This window comes from Paraburkholderia sp. GAS334 (genome assembly GCF_050436625.1).
Taxonomy (GTDB): domain Bacteria; phylum Pseudomonadota; class Gammaproteobacteria; order Burkholderiales; family Burkholderiaceae; genus Paraburkholderia.
In genome coordinates this window covers 315,673-335,259 of record NZ_JBNDMO010000001.1, presented here as the reverse complement: position 1 = coordinate 335,259, position 19,587 = coordinate 315,673, and the positions used below count along the sequence as shown (strand labels likewise).

Below are 19,587 nucleotides of genomic sequence, written 5' to 3'. Positions count from 1 at the left end.
CGCTCCGCCGATAAGATAAGTCGGATATGGCATTGCCCGCCGTTGCTTGAAATTCCTTCGCGAGGCGAACTCGTCGATCTCGCGCCAAGGCAGCCGACCGACATCGAACTGTTCTGGCACGCGTGGAAGGTGCAGTCGCCGCGGCTCGAAAATCTGTCTGCACGCATCGTGGATCTGGGGCGCGCGGCGCTTTCCGGAGTCAGCCCAAAATCGGCGGCAACTCGCGGCCGGGCGCGGCGGACTTCGGCTTGACGCTGGCAGTGCGAGCGGATTTCGTCGCCGTGCTGATATGGCTGGATGCGGGCGTCGCGGCTACGCGCTGACCTTTCGCTTTGCCCGGCGGCGCAGCGCTTTCTTGTGCGGGCTTCGCTGCAACCTGCGCAGGCTTCGTTTTGCCCGATGCTACTTTCGGCGCATTTTTCCCGTTGCTCTTCGATGCGGCCTTCGTGGCCTTCGTGGCCTTCGTGGCGCTCTTCGCGGCTTTCTGACTCGCGCTCTTCGCGCCTTGCGCTGGCTTCGAAGCCGCACGCTTCGGCGGTGCGGAGTGCTTTTGCGTCGACGCCTCGGGCGGATTCCACACTTCAACGTAATGATCCGCCGCCATCGCTGCGACGGAAAAGAGACCGATGACCACCGCTACTACGACTGCTCGCACACCTGACTCCTGATCTTCGACTGACTGTGGGGGCGCGATTATACCCACGGGAAAATTCGAGATGACCAACCGGGACGGATCAATATTTCCCGCAAATAAATGCCCGCTGCAGCAACGTTTCAATCCGCCACACCCGCTTGCTTTAATCCATAAATAGACTAATATTAATTTATAGTTTAATTGAGGACTAAATAGCCATGTCCAGCGCCGCCCATGCGTCATCTGCCGAACGGCCCATTCCGCGGCCTGCCGGCGAGCCGTCGCTCACCGAAATGTCGGCGGCTGGCCTGCGTGCCTTCTTCAATATCGCGCGCGACTGGGATCTGAGCCCCGACGAGCAGATCGTCCTGCTCGGCTCGCCCGGCCGTTCGACATACTTCAAATGGAAGCAGGCGCCGCAAACGGCAAGGCTCGGCCGCGACACGCTCGAACGGCTGTCGCTGCTGCTCGGCATATACAAGGGTCTGCAGATCCTGCTGCCGCAGCCGTCTGCTGCCGACACGTGGATCCGCCGTCCGAACAGCGCGCCGCCGTTCGGCGGCCGTCGCGCGCTCGATCGCATGCTGGCCGGCAATATCAGCGATCTCGTCGCGGTGCGGCAATATCTCGATGCGATGCGAGGCGGATGGGCGTGACTTCACCGCACTGGCAGGACCGCTGGCGTGCGACGCCGCTTGACTGGTCGCCCGCGTATCGGGTGATTCCCACGCGTTTTCCGGCTGTGAACCTGTTCGATCGCGTCGCATCGCCGGAAGACTTCGACGCGCTTTATGCCCTCGAAGCGATGACCAACGACCGTCTGCGCACCGAGGTCGGCGAACTCGATCTCGTGCCGCGCGAAGAGCGGCGCTTCGGGCCAGGCTGGGGGCCCATCATGGCCGCGTTCACGCATCTGAATCCGCTTGGCAGCCGCTTTTCCGACGGCACCTACGGCGTGTTCTATTGCGCACGGTCACGCGTCACGGCGATTGCGGAAACGCGCTATCACACCGGCAATTTTCTCGCGGCGACGAACGAACCGCCGTTGCGACAACAGATGCGTCTCTACACGGTGATGGCGCACGGGGACGTGGTCGATCTGCGCGACGATCCAGCGCTCGATAAAGGCGTGCTGTCGCCGGACGATTACGTCCCGGGCCAGTCGCTCGGACGCGCGGCGCGGGCCGCGGGCGCGTCGGGCATCGTCTATCCGTCAGTGCGGGATGCGGAGGGCGAATGTCTCGCCGCGTTCAGAACGACGCTGCTACGCGACTGCCACCACGCGGCGTATCTGGAATACAACTGGAACGGCAGCGCCGTCGATATGGTGTTCGAACTGAACCAGGTCGGCTGATTTCAGCCGCGACCGTCATCGGGACGGTTCGCACAGCGCACCTTAAGGCAACCTGAGCCAACCAAACGCAACCGACGCAACCTGAGGCCGCTTAAGGCAACGCCATCGCGGCCGCGCCTTGCGCGCGGGCCACATCCACCGTCACCGACCATCGTTGAGACCGGCGCGCTTCGACGATCGACAGTTTGCCGCCAGGTCCGAACGCACCCGTGTCGACGAACACCTGCGAACCGATCTGCTGCAACTCGCGCATCGGCGTGTGTCCGCAATACGTGAGCGACAGCCCGCGCTGACGCAGCGGATCGCCCGTCCCCATCGCAAGTTCGCGGCCCCACAGCAGTTTCTGGCGCGTTTCGTCGGAGAAGTCGCCGGCGTCGAGATCGGCGTCGGTGCCGAAGAACTCCGCGTGCAGGATATTGAAGCGCTCGGCGCCGCTGCCTACCACGCGTACAAGCGGCAACGTACGAAGCCGCTCCGCGTAGTAGCGCAGCTTCTCGTCGGAGAGCTTCGCCGCCCACGATCCGCCGATGCCGTACCACCAGTGCCGGCGCAACCGTCCTTCTGCGACGGCGCACAACGTGTCTTCGTGATTGCCGAGCACGGCGTAGAACCAGGGTTTGTCGAGCAACGCCAGCGCCTCTTCCGACTGCGTACCACGGTCCACCAGATCGCCGACCGAAAACAGCCGGTCACGCGCCGGATCGAACGCGATTTCACGGAGCAGATAACGTAGCGCATCGACGCAACCGTGCAGGTCGCCGACGATAAAGTCGCGGCCTTTCCGGTTGACGGAGTGATGCCAGACGTCGTTGAAGAGTACGGGGTCCATAGCCCCATGATAGTGCCACGCAAAAATAGCGTATGCGGGGTGTCTATCGTTTCCGGCGGGTATCGTTTGTTGCGATCGCTGTCCCGCGCGTGATCGGCAAGCCCTACCGGCCGTCACGCGCGGGAGCGGTCATTGTTGCGTCGCACGCAGCTTCACGACCTGTTCGACCGAGACCATCGATTGTGGATTACCGAACTGTTTCGTTACGTAGTTCGTGATCGCCGCGACCTGATCGTCGGACAGTTGCGTGGCGAACGACGGCATCAATACATCGGCGTCTTTCGTCTTACGTTCGACGCCGTGCAGGATCACCATCGCCAGATTGTTCGCCGGGCTCGCGCCAACCGCACTGTTGTGGATCAGCGAAGGATACGCACCCGGCGCACTCGCGCCGATGCCCTGTCCGGTCCAGTTGTGACACGTCGCGCAGTTGGCGATAAAAAGCTGCGCGCCGTTCACGCCGCTGATCTTCATGCCGCGCAGTGCGGCGACATCGTTGGCAGGCTCGCCCCACGCTTCTCGCGGACGCGTGTCGCCGCCATTCACCGGCGGCACCGAACGCAGATACACCGCGATCGAACGCAGGTCTTCGGACGTCAGATACTGCGTGCTGTCCGCCACCACTTCCGCCATCGGCCCGGCAGCGTTTGCGCGACCATGCACGACACCGGTCGAGAGATAGCTTGCCACGTCGTCATCGCTCCAGTTGCCGATGCCGCTGTTCCTGTGCGGCGTGATGTTGAACGCGTGCCAGCCGGCCTGCGTCGCGCCTGCAAAACGCTCGCTCGTCTTCAACCCCTGCGTGAAATTGCGCGGCGTGTGGCATTCCTCGCAGTGCGCAAGCCCTTCGACGAGATACGCGCCGCGATTCCACTCGGCGCTCTGCTTCGGATCGGGAACGAAGCGCCCTTCAGTGAAGTTGAATATGTTCCAGAACACCATCAGCCAGCGCAGGTTGAACGGAAACTTCACACCGTTGCGCGGCGGCGTGTAGTGGATCGGCGTAAGCGTGTTCAGATACGCGCGGATCGCGAGCACGTCGCGATCGGTGACCTTCGTGTACTCGGCATACGGAAACGTCGGATACAGCCGCTCGCCGCCCTTGCCGATGCCTTCGTGCAGTGCCTGCAGGAAATCGGCGTCGGACCAGTTGCCGATGCCCGTGTCGGGATCAGGCGTGATGTTCGGCGTATAGAACGTCCCGAACGGCGTGGCGATCGGCAGGCCGCCCGCGAATGGACGGCTCTTGTCGGCGGTATGGCAGGCCACGCAGTCGCCCGCGCGCGCGAGGTACTCGCCGCGTTTGACGAGATCGGGCGTCGCGCTGCCCGATGTGTTGCCCGACGCATCCTGCGCGAGCGCCGCCGCGATCGGCGATTCGTCTTCGTGACTCACGTCCCACGCATGCGATGCGTGCCACGCGAGATACAGCGCGAACACGCAGAAGGAAGCCGCCAGCGTCGCCATAAGACGCCGACGCCGACGCTCGATGTAAAGATGCGACTGTGCGCCCGGCCCGGCCGGCTGCACGCGCGACGTTTCTTTCGTCATGGTGGCTCTCCGTCAGGGTGTGGGTCAGAGTTCGCGCTTGAGCTTGTCGGCGATCCGAAGCGAAAGCGCCGCGATTGTCAGCGTGCAGTTCACCGAAGCCGCCGTCGGCATCACGCCGCTCCCGGCGATAAAGAGATTCGGATGATCGTGCGAGCGGCAGTCGGGATCGACAACCGAATCCGACGCGTCGCTGCCCATGATCGTCGTTCCCATGATGTGATTGTTCGGCGCGAAGGTATCGTCGAAAGACACTTCCGTGCCGCCGAAAAGGCTTGCTATCTGCGAGTACAACTCATGTGTATTCGCGGCGCTTTTCTTCACGTAATCGTTGATCGAGTAGTAGATTTCGGGCTGCGGGATACCGAGCGAATCCTTGTGGTCCGGCGACGGAATGATGCGGTTTTGCGGTTCGGCGAGATGCTCGTGGAAGCTGTTGATGTTCAGCGTGCGCGCCGCACGGTCGCGAATCTGGCGGTCGAGTTCGGCGCCGGTCAGGCCTTTTTTCAGCAGGTCGGCGGTGACGCTCATCGTCGCCACGCCATTCGAAAGATGCAGCTTTTTCGCCGCGTAATCAGAGCGGAACGCGCCGTCGCGGAAGTTGACAATCGAAGTCATTTCCATCGGCCCGCGTCCCGGCCATAGCGGCTCGTTCGCGAGGAACGTGACGCCGGTGCCCGGATGATCCATCAGGTTGCGGCCTACCTGATCGGAACTGTTGCCCACGCCTTTCGGGAATTTGTCGGAAGTGGACATCAGCATCAGTTTGGGTGTTTCGATGCCATTCGCCGCAAGCACGAAGAGCTTGCCGGTCACGCGCGTGCTGTTGCCGTTCGGATCCTTGTAGTGAACCGCGGTGACAAGACCTTTCTCGTCGGACTCGACCTTGTAGACAGTCGCCTGTGGAATCAGTGTCGCGCCGGCTTGCTCCGCCTTTTCCGCGTGTACGACGCCGTTGTACATCGCCGCGATCGGACAGATCGGCATGCAATTGTTGTTGCCGCAACAGGTTGGGCGCGCGTCGTACGGACGGCTGTTGCGCGCGACCGGTTCGGGTACGACCTTGAAGCCCTGCCGATTCAACACGTCGGAAAAACGTTGATCCATGTACGAGAGCGGCAACGGGCTCATCGGATAGGGCTTCGAGCGCGGCGAACCCAGATCGACCGATGAATCCGGACCCGACACGCCCAGTTGCACTTCGGCTGCGAAGTACCACGGCTCCAGCGCTTCATAGGGAATCGGCCAGTCGCGCCCGACGCCGTACATCGTCTTCAGCTTGAAGTCCGATGGCAACAGACGCCAGGCAGCCGCCGCCCAGTGCCACGTCGTGCCGCCGACCAGCCGCAGATACTGCGAGTTGTACGGATACTCGCCCTTCTGGATCAGATAGTTGTTCTCTGGGGAATACTCGGGATGCGGTGCGTAAGGCGCGGATGGATACGGCGTCGCAAAATCGGATTTTGCCGCCGAGTTGCGGAAATTCTCGACGATCTGCCAGCGCGGAACGCGTGGCCCGGCTTCGAGCAGGATCACGGATGCGCCAGCCAGTGCCAGCTGATGCGCGACCAGACCACCCGCGACGCCCGAGCCGACCACGACCACGTCGGCCGAATGTGAATTTGCCATTGTTGCCCTCTCCTGCTGGCTTGTTGTTGTCTGTCGATGGGGACGCTTGCCGGTGCCGGCTGGCGCGCATCACGCGGCGCTGCGATCACGCCGACCCATTCGCGAACTGTGCGGTGACGACGTCGCTGAATGATTCAGCACGACCGGCAGCCAATGTGCCGCCCGGTGCCGCTCGCATACCGCTCGCATACCGTTCAGGCATGCCCAGGCTTTTGGGTCCAGTAAAACGGCACGTCGCGGCAATACGATGGAATCGTCAGGACGTCTTTCACCGGATCGAACATCAGCGCACGCTCCCAGGCGACGACCTGCACATGCGGCGCATCGCCCACGAGGCCGAGATACCACGCGCGCATGATTGCGCCGACAGTCTTCGCGAGCGGCGGCTGATCCACCTGAAGCGCCTGCGTGATGGTGTCGGAGGGCACGCCACCGTGGCCCTGCAGCCACGTATTGAGCAGAGCGACGTTCTGCGGGAACTGGCTGTCCGATTTAGACAGGGTGTCGTAGACCCGCCTGCCCAGCACCGGATCGAAGCTCGTCCGGCCGGTGAGATGCTGCGACAGCGCGAGAAACGCGTCGAGGCCGCCGCCTTGAGGGGCGTCGGCGAATGCGGGGGAAATAGCGGAGAGGCCGTACGGCAGGCCGAGGCGGCCTGCTGTAGTGAACGCCAGTACGGCCGCGCCGGCGAACGCGCCGAGGACCAGTGCCCGGCGGCGAGCAGACTGCGGCGCCGCAAGGAGCGCGGCGGGTGCATCGTTCTCGCGAACATCTGTCATGGGGGCTCCAGATGATGTAATTGGATCAGCCTGCATGCCTGCGGCGACGCGTGTCGCCAATGGTGTCGCATGCGGGCCGTCTGCCCCAAACCTGGTCATCGCCGCTTTTGCGGTCTCTTGATGTGATGCCTGTGGTGACGCCGGCCTGACATCGGCCTTTCATTTGCGAGGCCGGCGCGAGAAGACCTGCGTCCGTTGCGAAAGACTATAGCCAAAGCGCGCGCATTCGACAATTGAGGGCCGGACATCACGGTAGAATCAATCACGTCGCCCGCCCCCTTCGCGCGCCACGACTAGCCAACACTTGCACTCTTCTACCACATGCTCATGAACCTATATCCGCAAGCGCTCCGCAACCGGCCACGCATGGTTATCGGGTTCGTCATCGGTGTGGCCGTCGCAGTGCTGCTGCCCGGCACCTTGCGCCCGATGGTGCGTGTGCTGTGCGCGTGGGACGTCGCGGTATGGGCCTATCTCGCGCTCCTCTGGTCCCACATGGCGACCACGAAGCAGGCTCAGGTGCGCGAGTTCGCAGTACGCGAAGATGAGAATGCGGGCGTGGTGCTCTTCATGATCTGCGTGGCGACGGTCGCAAGCATCGCAGCAATCGTGCTCGAACTGGCGACCGTGAAAGGCATTAAGGGCGGCACGGGCGCAGTGCACTACGCGATAACGGGCGCAACGCTGATGGGCGCGTGGTTCCTGATTCCGACGATCTTCACGCTGCACTACACGCGTCTCTACTACAGCGCCGACCAGAAGGAAACCCCGCTGCGGTTTCCCGATCATGGCCTCAAGCCCGATTACTGGGACTTCCTGTACTTCTCATTCACGATCGCCGTCGCCTCGCAGACGGCCGACATCGCGCTGAGTTCACGCTCGATGCGGCGCGCCGTGCTCGCGCAATCAGTGCTGTCGTTCTATTTCAACGTTGCGGTGCTCGGGCTGTGCGTGAACATCGCCGCCGGCCTGCTCGGCCCCTGATCGTCAGACGTACCGCCGTAGCCGTGTAAAAGCCACGGTTGAACCGCCCGTTTTACACGCGCCCCGCATGCTGCCTGCCTGTGCGGGTCGCGCGTGGCTGCGCGCCGTCCCTGCCATGCGTCTGGCACAGCGTTTGCTGCATGACCCCAGTCGATCCGGCCTGGAACCGTTGCGCGCGCCTTTGCGGACCGGCTTCGCGATTCCATGCGGCGACATGTCGATCTTTGCACTACATTGACCAGTACGCGCACGTGCCTCATGCATCCGTCTGGCATTGCGCGGCATCCGGCTCTGGAAGCCCAACGAGCGATGTGATCGCACCGTACGTGCATCCACACCGCGGCAGGACCAATCTGGACACGACCGATGGAATCTCCCCACGCTTACGCGCCGCGGATCTATTTCCTTCATCCCCTCCTCGTCGGACCGATCGAGGCCTGGGCCGCCCAGTTTGAACATGCGGCATCGCTCGGCTTCGATCATGTGTTGATCGGCGCGCCGTTTCAGCCCGGCATGGCCAGCCACGGACAGATCGTCGCCGATCATGACCGGCTTCATCCCGTATTCGACGCCCGGCAGCCGGCTACCGACGCCCTGCACGAACTCTCCGGATCGGCCCGCGAGCACGGGCTGACCGTGCTCCTCGACATCGTGCCCGACCGCGTTGCCGTCGACGGCACGCTGTTCCGCGATCATGCCGACTGGTTTCATCCGTTCGAGCCGGAAGAAGCGCGGCTCGATCCGCGCCACGGGCATCGCGAGGACAACGTGGCTTACGCGAATTTCGCGAGCCCCGAGACGTCAGGCCATCTGCTCGACTGGTGGACGCAGCAGCTCTCGGCGCTGGCCACAGCGGGCATAGGTGGCTTTCGTTTCGATTCGCCACAGCATGTGCCGGTCGGCGCGTGGCGTAGGCTTGGCGAGGCCGTACACGCCCGGCATCCGGATGTGCGGTTTCTCGCGGCCACGCCTGGCCTCGCGCGTGACGACATCGCGAAGCTCGCCGGCGCCGGTTTCGACAGCGTCTTCTCGTCGGCGCGCTGGTGGGACTTCCGTGCGGCGTGGCTGACCGAGGAACACGCGACGCTCATGCGCGTCGCGCCGCCCATCGCCTTCCCGGAAGCACCGTACGGCACGCGACTCGTCGCCGATCTGCCCGACGTGCACGACGCTGGCGTCGTCGAGCGCGTCTACCGGCGCGCACTCAATCTCGCGGCGGGGGTCGGCTCGGGCTGGCTCGTGCCGATGGGCTTCGAATACGGCATGGCGCTGCCCATGTCGTACACGCGCGGCAACGAAGCCGATTACGCCGCCGCACGCGAGGCCGCCCGCTTTGACCTGACGAAAGACATCGTTCACGCGAACGCCTTGCAGCGCGGCCTGAAAACGCTCGGCGCGGCCGGCGAACTGCGCGCGCTCAGCGGTCCGGGTGCGCCGGCAACCGTGCTGCTGCGCGGTGACCATACTGACCTGCGAGACTCGGAAGAAGCGGTGCTCATCGTCATCAATCCCGACCGCGATGTGCCGGTGCCCGTCGATCCGGCGCGCTTCCTCGACGGCGTGCCGGGCAACTTCACGCGCTTCGCGCCGCTCAACCGCGAAACGGACGCGCCGAAGCGCTCGCTGCCGCCGTTCACGCTCAAACCCGGCGCGTGCCGGTTGTTCAGTGCGGCGCCAGACAAGCCCGTCGTACTCGCGCCGCCCATCGACAAGGCGAACAGCAACCGCAGCGGCCACAAAACCGTCATGGACGCCATCGCCGCACCGCGTGTCGCGATCGAAAGCGTGACGCCGTCGATCGATGCCGGACGTTTCCCGGTCAAGCGCATCGTGGGCGAGCGTGTCGAAGTGAAGGCCGCGGTGTTCGCCGAAGGTCACGACAGGATCGCAGCGGCCGTCATCTGGCGCGCCGCCGACGAAACCGTCTGGCACGAAGCACCGATGTTTCCAGCGCAGCCGCCCGGCAATGACCTCTGGTCCGCGCGCATTCCGCTCGAACGGGTCGGCCGCCATGAATTCACGGTAACGGCATGGCGCGACGACTTCGCGTCGCTCACCGAGCACGTGCAGAAGAAGCTGAAGGCCGGCCAGACCGTCGAGCTTGAAATCGACGAAGCGAGCCATCTCTTTGCACTTGTGCTTGCCGAAGTGGAAACGGCGGAAGGCGCAGTGACCGGGCCACTCATGCAGATCGTGACGGAATTCGCCAAAGCCGACACCGCAGGGCGCCTCGAACTGCTGCTCGCGCCCGCGACGGCAAAAGCCATCGCCGCTGCGCGCCACCGCCCGTTTCTCACGCGCGATCCGGTCATCTACCGGATCGAGGCCGAACGTGCCGCCGCGCGCTTTGCGAGCTGGTACGAGATCTTCCCGCGTTCGATGAGCGACGACGAGAACCGGCACGGCACGTTCGCCGATGTCATCACGAAGCTGCCACGCATCCGCGAGATGGGTTTCGACGTGCTGTACTTCCCGCCGATCCATCCGATCGGCGTCGCGAACCGCAAGGGTCGCAACAACACGCTGAACGCGCTACCGGGCGACGTCGGCAGCCCGTATGCGATCGGCGGCACGGAAGGCGGCCACACGGGCGTGCATCCCGAACTGGGCACGCTCGGCGACTTCAGGAAAATGCTCGCCGCCGCTCACGAACAGGGCCTCGAAATCGCGCTCGATTTCGCGATTCAGTGTTCGCCCGATCACCCATGGCTGAAGGAGCATCCGACGTGGTTCGCCTGGCGTCCCGACGGCTCGCTGCGTTACGCAGAAAATCCGCCGAAGAAGTATCAGGACATCGTGAACCCGGATTTCTACGCGCACGACGCGAGGCCCGATCTATGGATCGCATTGCGCGACGTGATCCTGTTCTGGATCGACGCGGGCGTGCTCATTTTCCGCGTCGACAATCCGCATACGAAACCACTTCCGTTCTGGGAATGGATGATCGCCGACGTGCGTGCGCGTCACCCCGATACGATCTTCCTCTCCGAAGCGTTTACGCGGCCACGCATGATGAACCGGCTCGCGAAGGTCGGCTACTCGCAGTCGTACACGTATTTCACGTGGCGTGAATCGAAGCGTGATTTCACGGAGTACCTGACCGAACTCACGCAAACCAGCGCGCGCGAAGTCTACCGGCCGAATTTCTTCGTCAACACGCCCGACATCAATCCGCGTCATCTGCAATCGCAGAGCCGCGCGGCTTTTGTGATTCGCGCGGCGCTGGCTGCGACGCTGTCTGGCCTGTGGGGCGTGTATTGCGGCTTCGAACTCTGTGAAGGGGCCGCACTGCCGAACAGCGAGGAATATCTCGACTCAGAGAAATACCAGCTGCGCGCGTGGGACTGGAACCGGCCGGGCAACATCGTCGGCGAAATCACGGCACTTAACCGCATTCGCCGCGCGAATCCTGCGTTGCACACGCATCTGAACCTCACGTTTCTGCCCGCGCACAACGATCACATCCTGTTCTTCGAGAAGGCAACCGAAGCGCGCGACAACGTGATCATCGTCGCGATCAATCTCGATCCGCTCAACGAACAGGGCGCGGATATCGAGCTTTCTTGGGCGACGTTCGCGCACTGGCATCTGAACGATCAGGCCGCGATCGAAGTCGTCGACCAGATGACCGGCCAACGCTTCGAATGGTACGGAAGGTGGCAACACGTGCGGCTCGACCCCGGCACGCGGCCGTTTGCAATCTGGCGCATTGCGCCCGCCGGCGGACTACCGCGCGACATCCCTGACAACCACGGCGAGACAGACGTCGAAGTCGACTCTCCGAATGAAGGTGCGATATGAAACGCGACGACACGTCCGAAAGCTCCTCGCATGCACGCACGACCAGCGCGACGGCCAGCGTAGCAGCACCGGTTGGCCATCCGACACCGCACAGGGCCGGCGCCCGGCGCGGCAAGCCATCCACATTGAGCGACGATCCGCTCTGGTACAAGGACGCGATCATCTATCAGGTGCACATCAAATCATTCTTCGATGCGAACAACGACGGCGTCGGCGATTTTCCGGGGCTGATTGCGAAGCTCGATTACATCGCCGAACTCGGTGTCGACGCGATCTGGCTGCTGCCGTTCTATCCGTCGCCGCGTCGCGACGATGGTTACGACATCGCCGATTACCGCAACGTGCATCCGGATTACGGCAATCTCTCCGACGTCAAACACTTCATCCAGGAAGCGCACGCGCGCGGTATCCGCGTGATTACCGAACTGGTCATCAACCACACGTCGGACCAGCACCCGTGGTTTCAACGCGCGCGTCGCGCGAAGCCGGGCTCGAATCATCGCAACTACTACGTGTGGTCCGATACCGACCAGAAATACACCGAGACGCGGATCATCTTTATCGATTCCGAGCCTTCGAACTGGACGCACGATCCCGTTGCGGGTGCGTACTACTGGCATCGTTTCTATTCGCATCAGCCCGATCTGAACTTCGACAATCCGGCTGTGCTAAAGGAAGTGTTGCAGGTGATGCGGTTCTGGCTCGACATGGGCATCGACGGGCTGCGGCTCGATGCCGTGCCGTATCTCGTCGAACGTGAAGGCACGAACAACGAAAACCTGCCTGAAACGCACGCGATCCTGAAGAGGATCCGCGCAACGATCGATGCCGAGTATCCGAACCGGATGCTGCTCGCCGAAGCAAATCAGTGGCCGGAAGACGTGAAGGAATATTTCGGCGACGAAGACGAATGCCACATGGCATTCCACTTCCCGCTGATGCCGCGCATCTACATGTCGATTGCAAGCGAGGACCGCTTTCCGATCACCGACATCATGCGGCAGACACCGGATCTCGGCGAGTCCAACCAGTGGGCCATTTTCCTGCGCAATCACGATGAGCTGACGCTGGAAATGGTCACCGACTCCGAGCGCGACTATCTGTGGAACACGTATGCAAGCGATCGTCGCGCACGGCTGAATCTTGGCATCCGTCGCCGTCTTGCGCCGCTGATGGAACGCGACCGCCGGCGCATCGAACTGATCAATTCGCTGCTGCTTTCGATGCCCGGCACGCCGGTCATCTATTACGGCGACGAGCTCGGCATGGGCGACAACATTCACCTGGGCGACCGCGACGGCGTGCGTACGCCAATGCAATGGTCGTCGGACCGCAATGGCGGTTTCTCGCGCGCCGATCCTGAGCAGCTTGTGTTGCCGCCGGTGATGGGTTCGCTGTACGGATACGACGCGGTCAATGTCGAATCGCAAAGCCGCGACCCTCATTCGCTGCTGAACTGGACGCGCCGGATGCTCGCCACGCGCCGCGCGAAGCGTGCGTTCGGACGCGGCACGATCCGCTTCCTGAAGCCTGAAAACCGCAAGATTCTCGCGTATCTGCGAGAGGTGCCGGATGAGCCGACAATCCTCTGCGTCGCGAATCTTTCGCGTGCGCCGCAGGCCGTCGAACTGGATCTGTCGGAGTTCGCGGGCACGGTGCCGATCGAAATGACGGCCGATTCCGTGTTCCCGGCGATCGGCCAGCTCACGTATCTGTTGACGTTCCCGCCGTACGGTTTCCTGTGGTTCCTGCTGTGCCCCGGCAGCCAGCGTCCAGCATGGAGCCAGGCGCATTCCGAGCCGTTGCCCGAATTCGTCACGATCGTGATCCGCGAAGGCCAGTTGGGTCCGACGCCGGAAAACGTCCGCCTGCTGGAATCGGAGGTGCTGCCTTCGTGGCTGACGCGGCGCCGCTGGTTTGCGTCGAAGGACCAGAAGCTGCAGGCAGTACGCCTCGCCGCGTTGACGACGATTCCCGACGCCGGTTTCGCGTTCACCGAAATCGAAGCGGACGTCCGCAACCATACGGAACGCTACGTCGTGCCGATCGCGATCACCTGGGGCAGCGACACGACTACGCCGCTCTTCATGCAACTCGCGCTCGCGCGCGTGCGCCGCGCCCGCAACATCGGGCATCTGACGGACGCCTTCTCGCTGCCGCAATTCGCGCACGGCGTGTTGCGCAAACTGCGCGAGCGCGCCGTCATTCCGACGGTGCAGAAGAGCGAGATCTGCTTTGTGCCGACCGACCGGTTTGACGAACTCGATCTGGGCGACCGGCCGGAAATCCGCTGGCTCGCAGCCGAGCAGAGCAACAGCTCGCTCGTGATCGCCGACGCAATCGTGCTGAAGCTCGTGCGGCGACTCGTCGACGGCGTTCATCCAGAAGCGGAAATGAGCCGCTATCTGACGCAGATCGGCTATCAGAACACCGCGCCGTTGCTCGGTGAAGTCGTGCGTGTGGACCCCGCCGGCGTGCCGCACACGCTCGCGATCCTGCAAGGCTTCGTCGACAACCAGGGCGACGCGTGGAACTGGGCACTCGATTACCTGCGCCGCGTAGTCGATGAGCTCGCGCTCGCGACCGACGGAAACGAGCAGTCGCCCGATCGCATGAACGAAGAAGAAGCGATCGAAGGCTACCGGTCGCTCGCCGGCATCATCGGCAAGCGTCTTGGCGAACTGCACGTGGCGCTTGCGTCGCCGTCCGACGACCCGGCGTTCGCGCCCGAAACCGCGACGCCCGATCAGGTGAAGGCGTGGACCGACGGAACGCAATCGCTTCTGGCCGCCGCACTCGACATGCTGGCGGAACGCATGGATCAACTCGTCGACGATACGCGCGATCTCGCGAAGAGCCTGCTCGACCGGCGTGAGGCGCTCACGGAAGCCGTGGCAAACCTGGTGCCGGCCGACGCGGGCGCACTGCGCATTCGCATTCACGGCGACTTCCACCTGGGCCAGGTGCTGATCGCACAGGGCGACGCGTTCCTGATCGATTTCGAAGGCGAGCCAGCGCGCACGCTCGAAGAGCGGCGCATGAAGTCGAGCCCACTGCGCGATGTCGCGGGGCTGATGCGTTCGCTTTCGTACGCGAGCGCAGCGGCGCAATCCACGATGGAACACGCGCCGCAGCAGACCGCCGACCGCAAGCGCGCGCTGTTCGACCGCTTCCGCGGGTACGCGACCCAGGCATTCCTCGATCATTACCGCACGGCCGTCAACGCTGCGCCGCAACCCCTTGTTGCGCCGGAGTTCGAGGAAGGCTTGCTCAATCTGTTCCTGATCGAAAAGGCCGCGTACGAAATCCGTTACGAAGCAGCGAACCGGCCGACATGGCTCGGTCTTCCCGTGCGGGGTCTCGCGGCGCTCGCGAGCCGCATGCTCGGCGATACGGGCACGCCATCGCAGGATCACGCTGCACCCAACCCGCAGGGCGGGGGCGATCATGAATGACCGAGACCTCACAATCGGGCTGAATCCGCTCGATATCGACGCGCTGGTCGAGGCACGTCACCCGGATCCGTTCTCGCAACTCGGCATGCATCAAACGGATGCCGGTCCGGTCGTGCGCGCGCTGCTGCCGAATGCAACTGGCGTTACGATCATCGCGCGCGATAACGGCCGCACACTCGGCCAGCTCACGCACATTCATCACGGCCTGTTCGCGGGACACGTTCCGGAAGCGGTGCCCTATCGTCTGCGGATCGACTGGCATGGCACGCCGCAGGAGATCGAAGACACCTACTCGTTCGGCAACGTGCTATCCGACGAAGCCCTGACGCGGCTCTCGCACGGCGATCCGTATGCCGTGCTCGAATGTCTCGGCTCAAGGCCCGTCACCCTCGACGGCGTGCCGGGCGTGCGCTTCGCAGTGTGGGCGCCGAATGCGCGACGTGTGTCCGTCGTCGGCGATTTCAACTCGTGGGACGGGCGTCGTCATCCGATGCGTCTGCGTCATCAGGCCGGCGTGTGGGAACTGTTCGTGCCGCGCATTGGCGCAGGCACACGCTACAAGTACGAGATGCTGACGCGCGACGGTCATCCGCTGCCGCTCAAGGCCGACCCGTGCGCGATGCAGACTGAACGGCCGCCGGCTACTGGCTCGGTGGTTGCGAATGTCGACGAGGTCGAGCAGTATCCATGGAGCGACCACGCGTGGATGCAGTCGCGCGGCGGCAAGCAGACCGCGAAATCGCCGATATCGGTCTACGAGGTGCATGCCGAGTCGTGGTTGCGCGTCGCAGAAGAAGGTCATCGCGGACTGACGTGGACGGAGATGGCCGATCGTCTGATTCCATACGCGAAAGGCATGGGCTTCACACACCTCGAATTCATGCCGGTTGCCGAGCATCCGTTCGGCGGTTCGTGGGGTTATCAGCCACTCGCGCAGTTCGCGCCCTCCGCGCGTTTCGGCAAGCCGGAAGAATTCGCCGCGTTCGTGAACAGCGCGCATAAGGCGGGGCTCGGCATCATTCTCGACTGGGTGCCCGCGCACTTTCCGAACGATGCGCACGGTCTGGTCGAATTCGACGGCACGCCGCTGTATGAGCACGCTGACCCGCGCGAAGGCTATCACCAGGACTGGAACACGATGATCTACAACCTCGGTCGCAACGAGGTGAGCGCGTTCCTGGTGGCTTCCGGGCTGGCGTGGTTGAAGCGCTATCACGTTGACGGTCTGCGGGTGGATGCGGTGGCATCGATGTTGTATCGCGACTATTCGCGCGCGGCCGGCGAATGGGTGCCGAACATCCATGGCGGCCGCGAAAACCTCGAATCGATCGCGTTCCTGAAGCGTTTGAATCACGAAGTCAAACACATGCCCGACGTGCACGGCGCCATGACGATCGCCGAAGAATCGACGGCGTGGCCAGGCGTCACCGCACCGCTCGATCAGGGCGGCCTCGGCTTCGACTTCAAGTGGAACATGGGCTGGATGCACGATACGCTGCACTACATGCAGGAAGACCCCGTGCATCGCCGCTACCATCATCACCAGATGACGTTCGGGATGGTGTACGCGTATTCCGAACGCTTCGTGCTGCCGCTTTCCCACGATGAGGTCGTGCACGGCAAGGGTTCGCTGCTCGGCAAGATGCCCGGCGACCGCTGGCAAAAATTCGCGAATCTGCGCGCGTATTTCGCTTTCATGTGGACCCACCCCGGCAAGAAGCTGCTCTTCATGGGCGGCGAATTCGGGCAACTGGCCGAGTTCAATCACGATCAGTCGCCGCACTGGCATCTGCTGGACGATCCGCTGCATCACGGCGCGCAGATGCTGGTGCGCGACCTGAACCGCCTCTACGACAGCGAACCCGCGCTGCACGTGCTCGACAGCGAGCCGGGCGGCTTCGAGTGGCTGATCGGCGACGATCGCGAAAACAGCGTGTTCGCGTTCCGGCGCGTGGACGGTGCGGGGCGCGAACTCGTCGCCGTCTGCAACTTCACGCCGGTGCCGCGACTGGGCTATCGGCTCGGCATGCCGCGCAGCGGCCGGTGGAGCGAGGTGCTCAATACGGATGCAGGCGTGTATGGCGGCTCGAATGTCGGCAACGGCGGGCTGATCCATACGGAAGAGGTGGTGAGTCACGGCAAACCGCAATCGGCATCACTGGTGCTGCCGCCGCTCGCGACGATCGTCCTGCGGGCGGAGTGAGGCTGTCAGCAGGAAGCGGTGCGCGTGTCGAAGGCGACGCGCGCCCGGTTGTAGTTCCCGATAGCGCACAAATCAGAACAAGGAACGGGAATCATGTCGCATGCATTGCCCGACCGGCTATTGCCGGGTTCTTCCTACCCGCTTGGTGCCAGCTGGGATGGCCTCGGCGTGAACTTCGCCGTGTTCTCCGCGAACGCGCACCGGATGCAGCTGTGCCTCTTCGACCCGACCGGGCGCAAGGAGCTGACGCGCTTCGACATGCCCGAATCCACCGACGAAGTCTGGCACGGCTATCTGCCGGGCGCGCATCCAGGCACCGTCTACGGTTTTCGTGCTGACGGCCCGTATCAGCCGCAACACGGGCATCGATTCAATCCGCACAAACTGCTGCTCGATCCGTACGCGCGCAAGCTCGTCGGCCAGTTCCGCTGGTCGGACGCGCTCTTTGGTTACCGCGTGCATTCGAACCGGCTCGATCTTTCGATTGATCGTCGCGATTCCGCACCCGCGATGCCGAAGTGCGTCGTCATCGACGAAGCGTTCGACTGGTCGCACGATGCAAGGCCGAACGTGCCGTGGGGCGAGACGGTGATGTACGAGACGCATCTGCGCGGCGCGTCGATGATGCGACCCGATCTGCGTCACCACGAACGCGGTACGTTTGCCGGGCTCACGTCGCCGGAGTTCATCGACCATCTGCTCAAGCTCGGCGTGACTGCAGTGGAGCTACTGCCGGTGCACGCGCTTCTGAACGACCGCTTTCTCGTGAGCCGCGGGCTCCACAACTACTGGGGTTACAACACGGCTGCGTTCTTTGCGCCGGAGCCGTCCTATCTGTCGATGCATCGGCTCGACGAAATGCGCATTGCCGTGCGGCAACTCCATGCAGCCGGTATCGAAGTCATTCTCGACGTGGTCTACAACCACACCTGCGAAGGCAACGAACTGGGGCCGACGGTCTCATGGCGCGGTCTCGACAACGCCAGCTACTACCGCCTGATTCCCGGCGACGAGCGCCACCACATCAACGATACCGGCTGCGGCAACACGCTGAACATGCCCCATCCGCGCGTGTTGCAGATGGTGATGGATTCGTTGCGCTACTGGTCGACTGCGTTCAACATCGACGGCTTCCGTTTCGATCTGGGTGTGACGCTCGGTCGTGAATATTCCGGCTTCGATCCCGGCTCCGGCTTTTTCGATGCGGTCCGTCAGGATCCGGTGCTGTCGCAGCGCAAGCTCATTTCGGAGCCCTGGGATATCGGCCCGGGCGGCTATCAGCTCGGCAATCATCCGCCGGGGTTCTGCGAATGGAACGATCGCTTCCGCGACACCGTGCGCCGTTTCTGGCGCGGCGACGCCGGTCTTCGCCCTGACCTCGCCGCGCGTCTGACAGGATCCGCCGATCTCTTCAACCGGCGCGGCAGAAAGCCATGGGCGTCGGTCAATTTCATTGCATCGCATGACGGCTTCACCCTCGCCGATCTGACCGCCTACGAACAGAAGCACAACGAGGCCAACACCGAAGATAACAACGACGGCCACAATGAGAACTGCAGCAGGAACTGGGGTATCGAAGGGCCGACAGACGATCCCGACATCATCGAAACGCGTGCGCGCGTCGCGCGCTCGATGATCGCGACGCTCTTCACCGCGCTCGGTACGCCCCTCTTTCTCGCCGGCGACGAGTTCGGTCGCACGCAGCAGGGCAACAACAACGCATACTGTCAGGATAACGAGATTTCGTGGCTCGACTGGGAGCGCGCGACGCTTCCAAGCGGTGCGCGGATGACAGAATTCGTCTCACGCGTGATCGCATTGCGTAAGGCGCATCCGCTCTTTCGCGAGACGCGCTTCCTGTCCGGCGATCAAGAAGTGCTGCCTGGACTTTACGATGTTGGCTGGTTCGATGAACGCGGCGAGCCATTGACGATCGAAGCGTGGCAGGACCCCGAAGGACGCGCGCTGACGTTTCGTCGCGCCGGGCCCGATCTCAATGGTCAAACGGAAGTATTGTTGATGATGTTGAACGCATCGTCGGAGGCGCTGGATTTCACGCCGCCTCCGCCGCATCTGGAATGGAATGTGCTGCTCGATACGGCCCGTCCGGAAGCGCCGCCGCATCCGCTTGCAACGCCCAGCCTCGAAGTCGCCGCGCATGCGCTCGTCGTGGTTGGCGCGCTGCCGGTCGGCGACGCGGACTGGCAGGCTGGCTGGCGTGCGGGCGCGCAATATGGACCGCGCCTGTTGACCGCGCTGCCGCCCGATCCGGGTGGCGCGCCGGACCACAATTGAGTCGCGCCGCCGACGTTGCGCACTGGATCGAATGCCGCATCCGCTGCCCCGCCCGATGCGGCACCCAATCCGGGCG

At 63.4% G+C, this 19,587-nt stretch carries 12 protein-coding genes; 7 read left to right on the top strand and 5 right to left on the bottom strand.

What is annotated here, in order from left to right; all coding sequences use genetic code 11:
• Positions 1-199 precede the first annotated feature (199 nt).
• Positions 200-655, bottom strand: coding sequence for a hypothetical protein (locus tag P3T21_RS01400; RefSeq protein ID WP_429254140.1), 456 nt, complete (start codon positions 653-655; stop codon positions 200-202).
• A 197-nt stretch (positions 656-852) separates the two neighbouring features.
• Here P3T21_RS01400 and P3T21_RS01395 point away from each other — a divergent pair, with 197 nt between their 5' ends.
• Complete coding sequence (locus P3T21_RS01395) at positions 853-1,290, top strand: MbcA/ParS/Xre antitoxin family protein (protein WP_429254139.1); 438 nt, start codon at positions 853-855, stop codon at positions 1,288-1,290.
• Positions 1,287-1,988 (top strand): RES family NAD+ phosphorylase, encoded by a 702-nt coding sequence (locus P3T21_RS01390; protein ID WP_429254138.1) that lies wholly within the window; start codon positions 1,287-1,289, stop codon positions 1,986-1,988. Before P3T21_RS01395 ends, P3T21_RS01390 begins: the two co-directional genes overlap by 4 nt.
• 91 nt (positions 1,989-2,079) lie before the next feature.
• Here P3T21_RS01390 and P3T21_RS01385 read toward each other — a convergent pair whose 3' ends face one another.
• The 4 genes from P3T21_RS01385 to P3T21_RS01370 all read right to left on the bottom strand — a co-directional run bounded on the left by P3T21_RS01385 (position 2,080) and on the right by P3T21_RS01370 (position 6,773).
• Positions 2,080-2,817 (bottom strand): metallophosphoesterase, encoded by a 738-nt coding sequence (locus tag P3T21_RS01385; protein ID WP_429254137.1) that lies wholly within the window; start codon positions 2,815-2,817, stop codon positions 2,080-2,082.
• 129 nt (positions 2,818-2,946) lie between these two features.
• Positions 2,947-4,368 (bottom strand): c-type cytochrome, encoded by a 1,422-nt coding sequence (locus tag P3T21_RS01380; RefSeq protein WP_429254136.1) that lies wholly within the window; start codon positions 4,366-4,368, stop codon positions 2,947-2,949.
• 24 nt (positions 4,369-4,392) lie between these two features.
• Positions 4,393-5,994 (bottom strand): GMC family oxidoreductase, encoded by a 1,602-nt coding sequence (locus P3T21_RS01375; protein ID WP_429254135.1) that lies wholly within the window; start codon positions 5,992-5,994, stop codon positions 4,393-4,395.
• Positions 5,995-6,188: 194 nt separating this feature from the next.
• Positions 6,189-6,773, bottom strand: a complete 585-nt coding sequence (locus tag P3T21_RS01370) for a sugar dehydrogenase complex small subunit (protein ID WP_429254134.1) — start codon at positions 6,771-6,773, stop codon at positions 6,189-6,191.
• Positions 6,774-7,094: 321 nt separating this feature from the next.
• Here P3T21_RS01370 and P3T21_RS01365 point away from each other — a divergent pair, with 321 nt between their 5' ends.
• The 5 genes from P3T21_RS01365 (at position 7,095) to glgX (ending at position 19,511) form a co-directional block, all read left to right on the top strand.
• Positions 7,095-7,757 (top strand): DUF1345 domain-containing protein, encoded by a 663-nt coding sequence (locus P3T21_RS01365; RefSeq protein WP_429254133.1) that lies wholly within the window; start codon positions 7,095-7,097, stop codon positions 7,755-7,757.
• A gap of 366 nt (positions 7,758-8,123) precedes the next feature.
• Positions 8,124-11,558 (top strand): maltotransferase domain-containing protein, encoded by a 3,435-nt coding sequence (locus P3T21_RS01360; RefSeq protein WP_429254132.1) that lies wholly within the window; start codon positions 8,124-8,126, stop codon positions 11,556-11,558.
• The gene (treS, locus tag P3T21_RS01355) at positions 11,555-15,013 is read left to right on the top strand and encodes a maltose alpha-D-glucosyltransferase (protein WP_429254131.1); all 3,459 of its coding nucleotides are present in this window, start codon (positions 11,555-11,557) and stop codon (positions 15,011-15,013) included. Before P3T21_RS01360 ends, treS begins: the two co-directional genes overlap by 4 nt.
• Complete coding sequence (gene glgB, locus P3T21_RS01350) at positions 15,006-17,216, top strand: 1,4-alpha-glucan branching protein GlgB (protein ID WP_429254130.1); 2,211 nt, start codon at positions 15,006-15,008, stop codon at positions 17,214-17,216. The genes treS and glgB overlap by 8 nt, the downstream gene beginning before the upstream one ends.
• A gap of 93 nt (positions 17,217-17,309) precedes the next feature.
• Positions 17,310-19,511 carry a glycogen debranching protein GlgX gene (glgX, locus tag P3T21_RS01345; protein WP_429254129.1) on the top strand — a complete coding sequence of 734 codons (2,202 nt, stop codon included), beginning with the start codon at positions 17,310-17,312 and terminating at the stop codon, positions 19,509-19,511.
• The last annotated feature ends 76 nt before the right edge of the window (positions 19,512-19,587 follow it).

Coding starts and splice junctions, on each gene's coding strand:
- treS (WP_429254131.1), top strand. CDS start 11,555: ATGAAACGCGACGACACGTCCGAAAGCTCCTCGCATGCACGCACGACC.
- P3T21_RS01385 (WP_429254137.1), bottom strand. CDS start 2,817: ATGGACCCCGTACTCTTCAACGACGTCTGGCATCACTCCGTCAACCGG.
- P3T21_RS01360 (WP_429254132.1), top strand. CDS start 8,124: ATGGAATCTCCCCACGCTTACGCGCCGCGGATCTATTTCCTTCATCCC.
- glgB (WP_429254130.1), top strand. CDS start 15,006: ATGAATGACCGAGACCTCACAATCGGGCTGAATCCGCTCGATATCGAC.
- P3T21_RS01395 (WP_429254139.1), top strand. CDS start 853: ATGTCCAGCGCCGCCCATGCGTCATCTGCCGAACGGCCCATTCCGCGG.
- P3T21_RS01380 (WP_429254136.1), bottom strand. CDS start 4,368: ATGACGAAAGAAACGTCGCGCGTGCAGCCGGCCGGGCCGGGCGCACAG.
- P3T21_RS01375 (WP_429254135.1), bottom strand. CDS start 5,994: ATGGCAAATTCACATTCGGCCGACGTGGTCGTGGTCGGCTCGGGCGTC.
- P3T21_RS01365 (WP_429254133.1), top strand. CDS start 7,095: ATGCTCATGAACCTATATCCGCAAGCGCTCCGCAACCGGCCACGCATG.
- P3T21_RS01370 (WP_429254134.1), bottom strand. CDS start 6,773: ATGACAGATGTTCGCGAGAACGATGCACCCGCCGCGCTCCTTGCGGCG.
- glgX (WP_429254129.1), top strand. CDS start 17,310: ATGTCGCATGCATTGCCCGACCGGCTATTGCCGGGTTCTTCCTACCCG.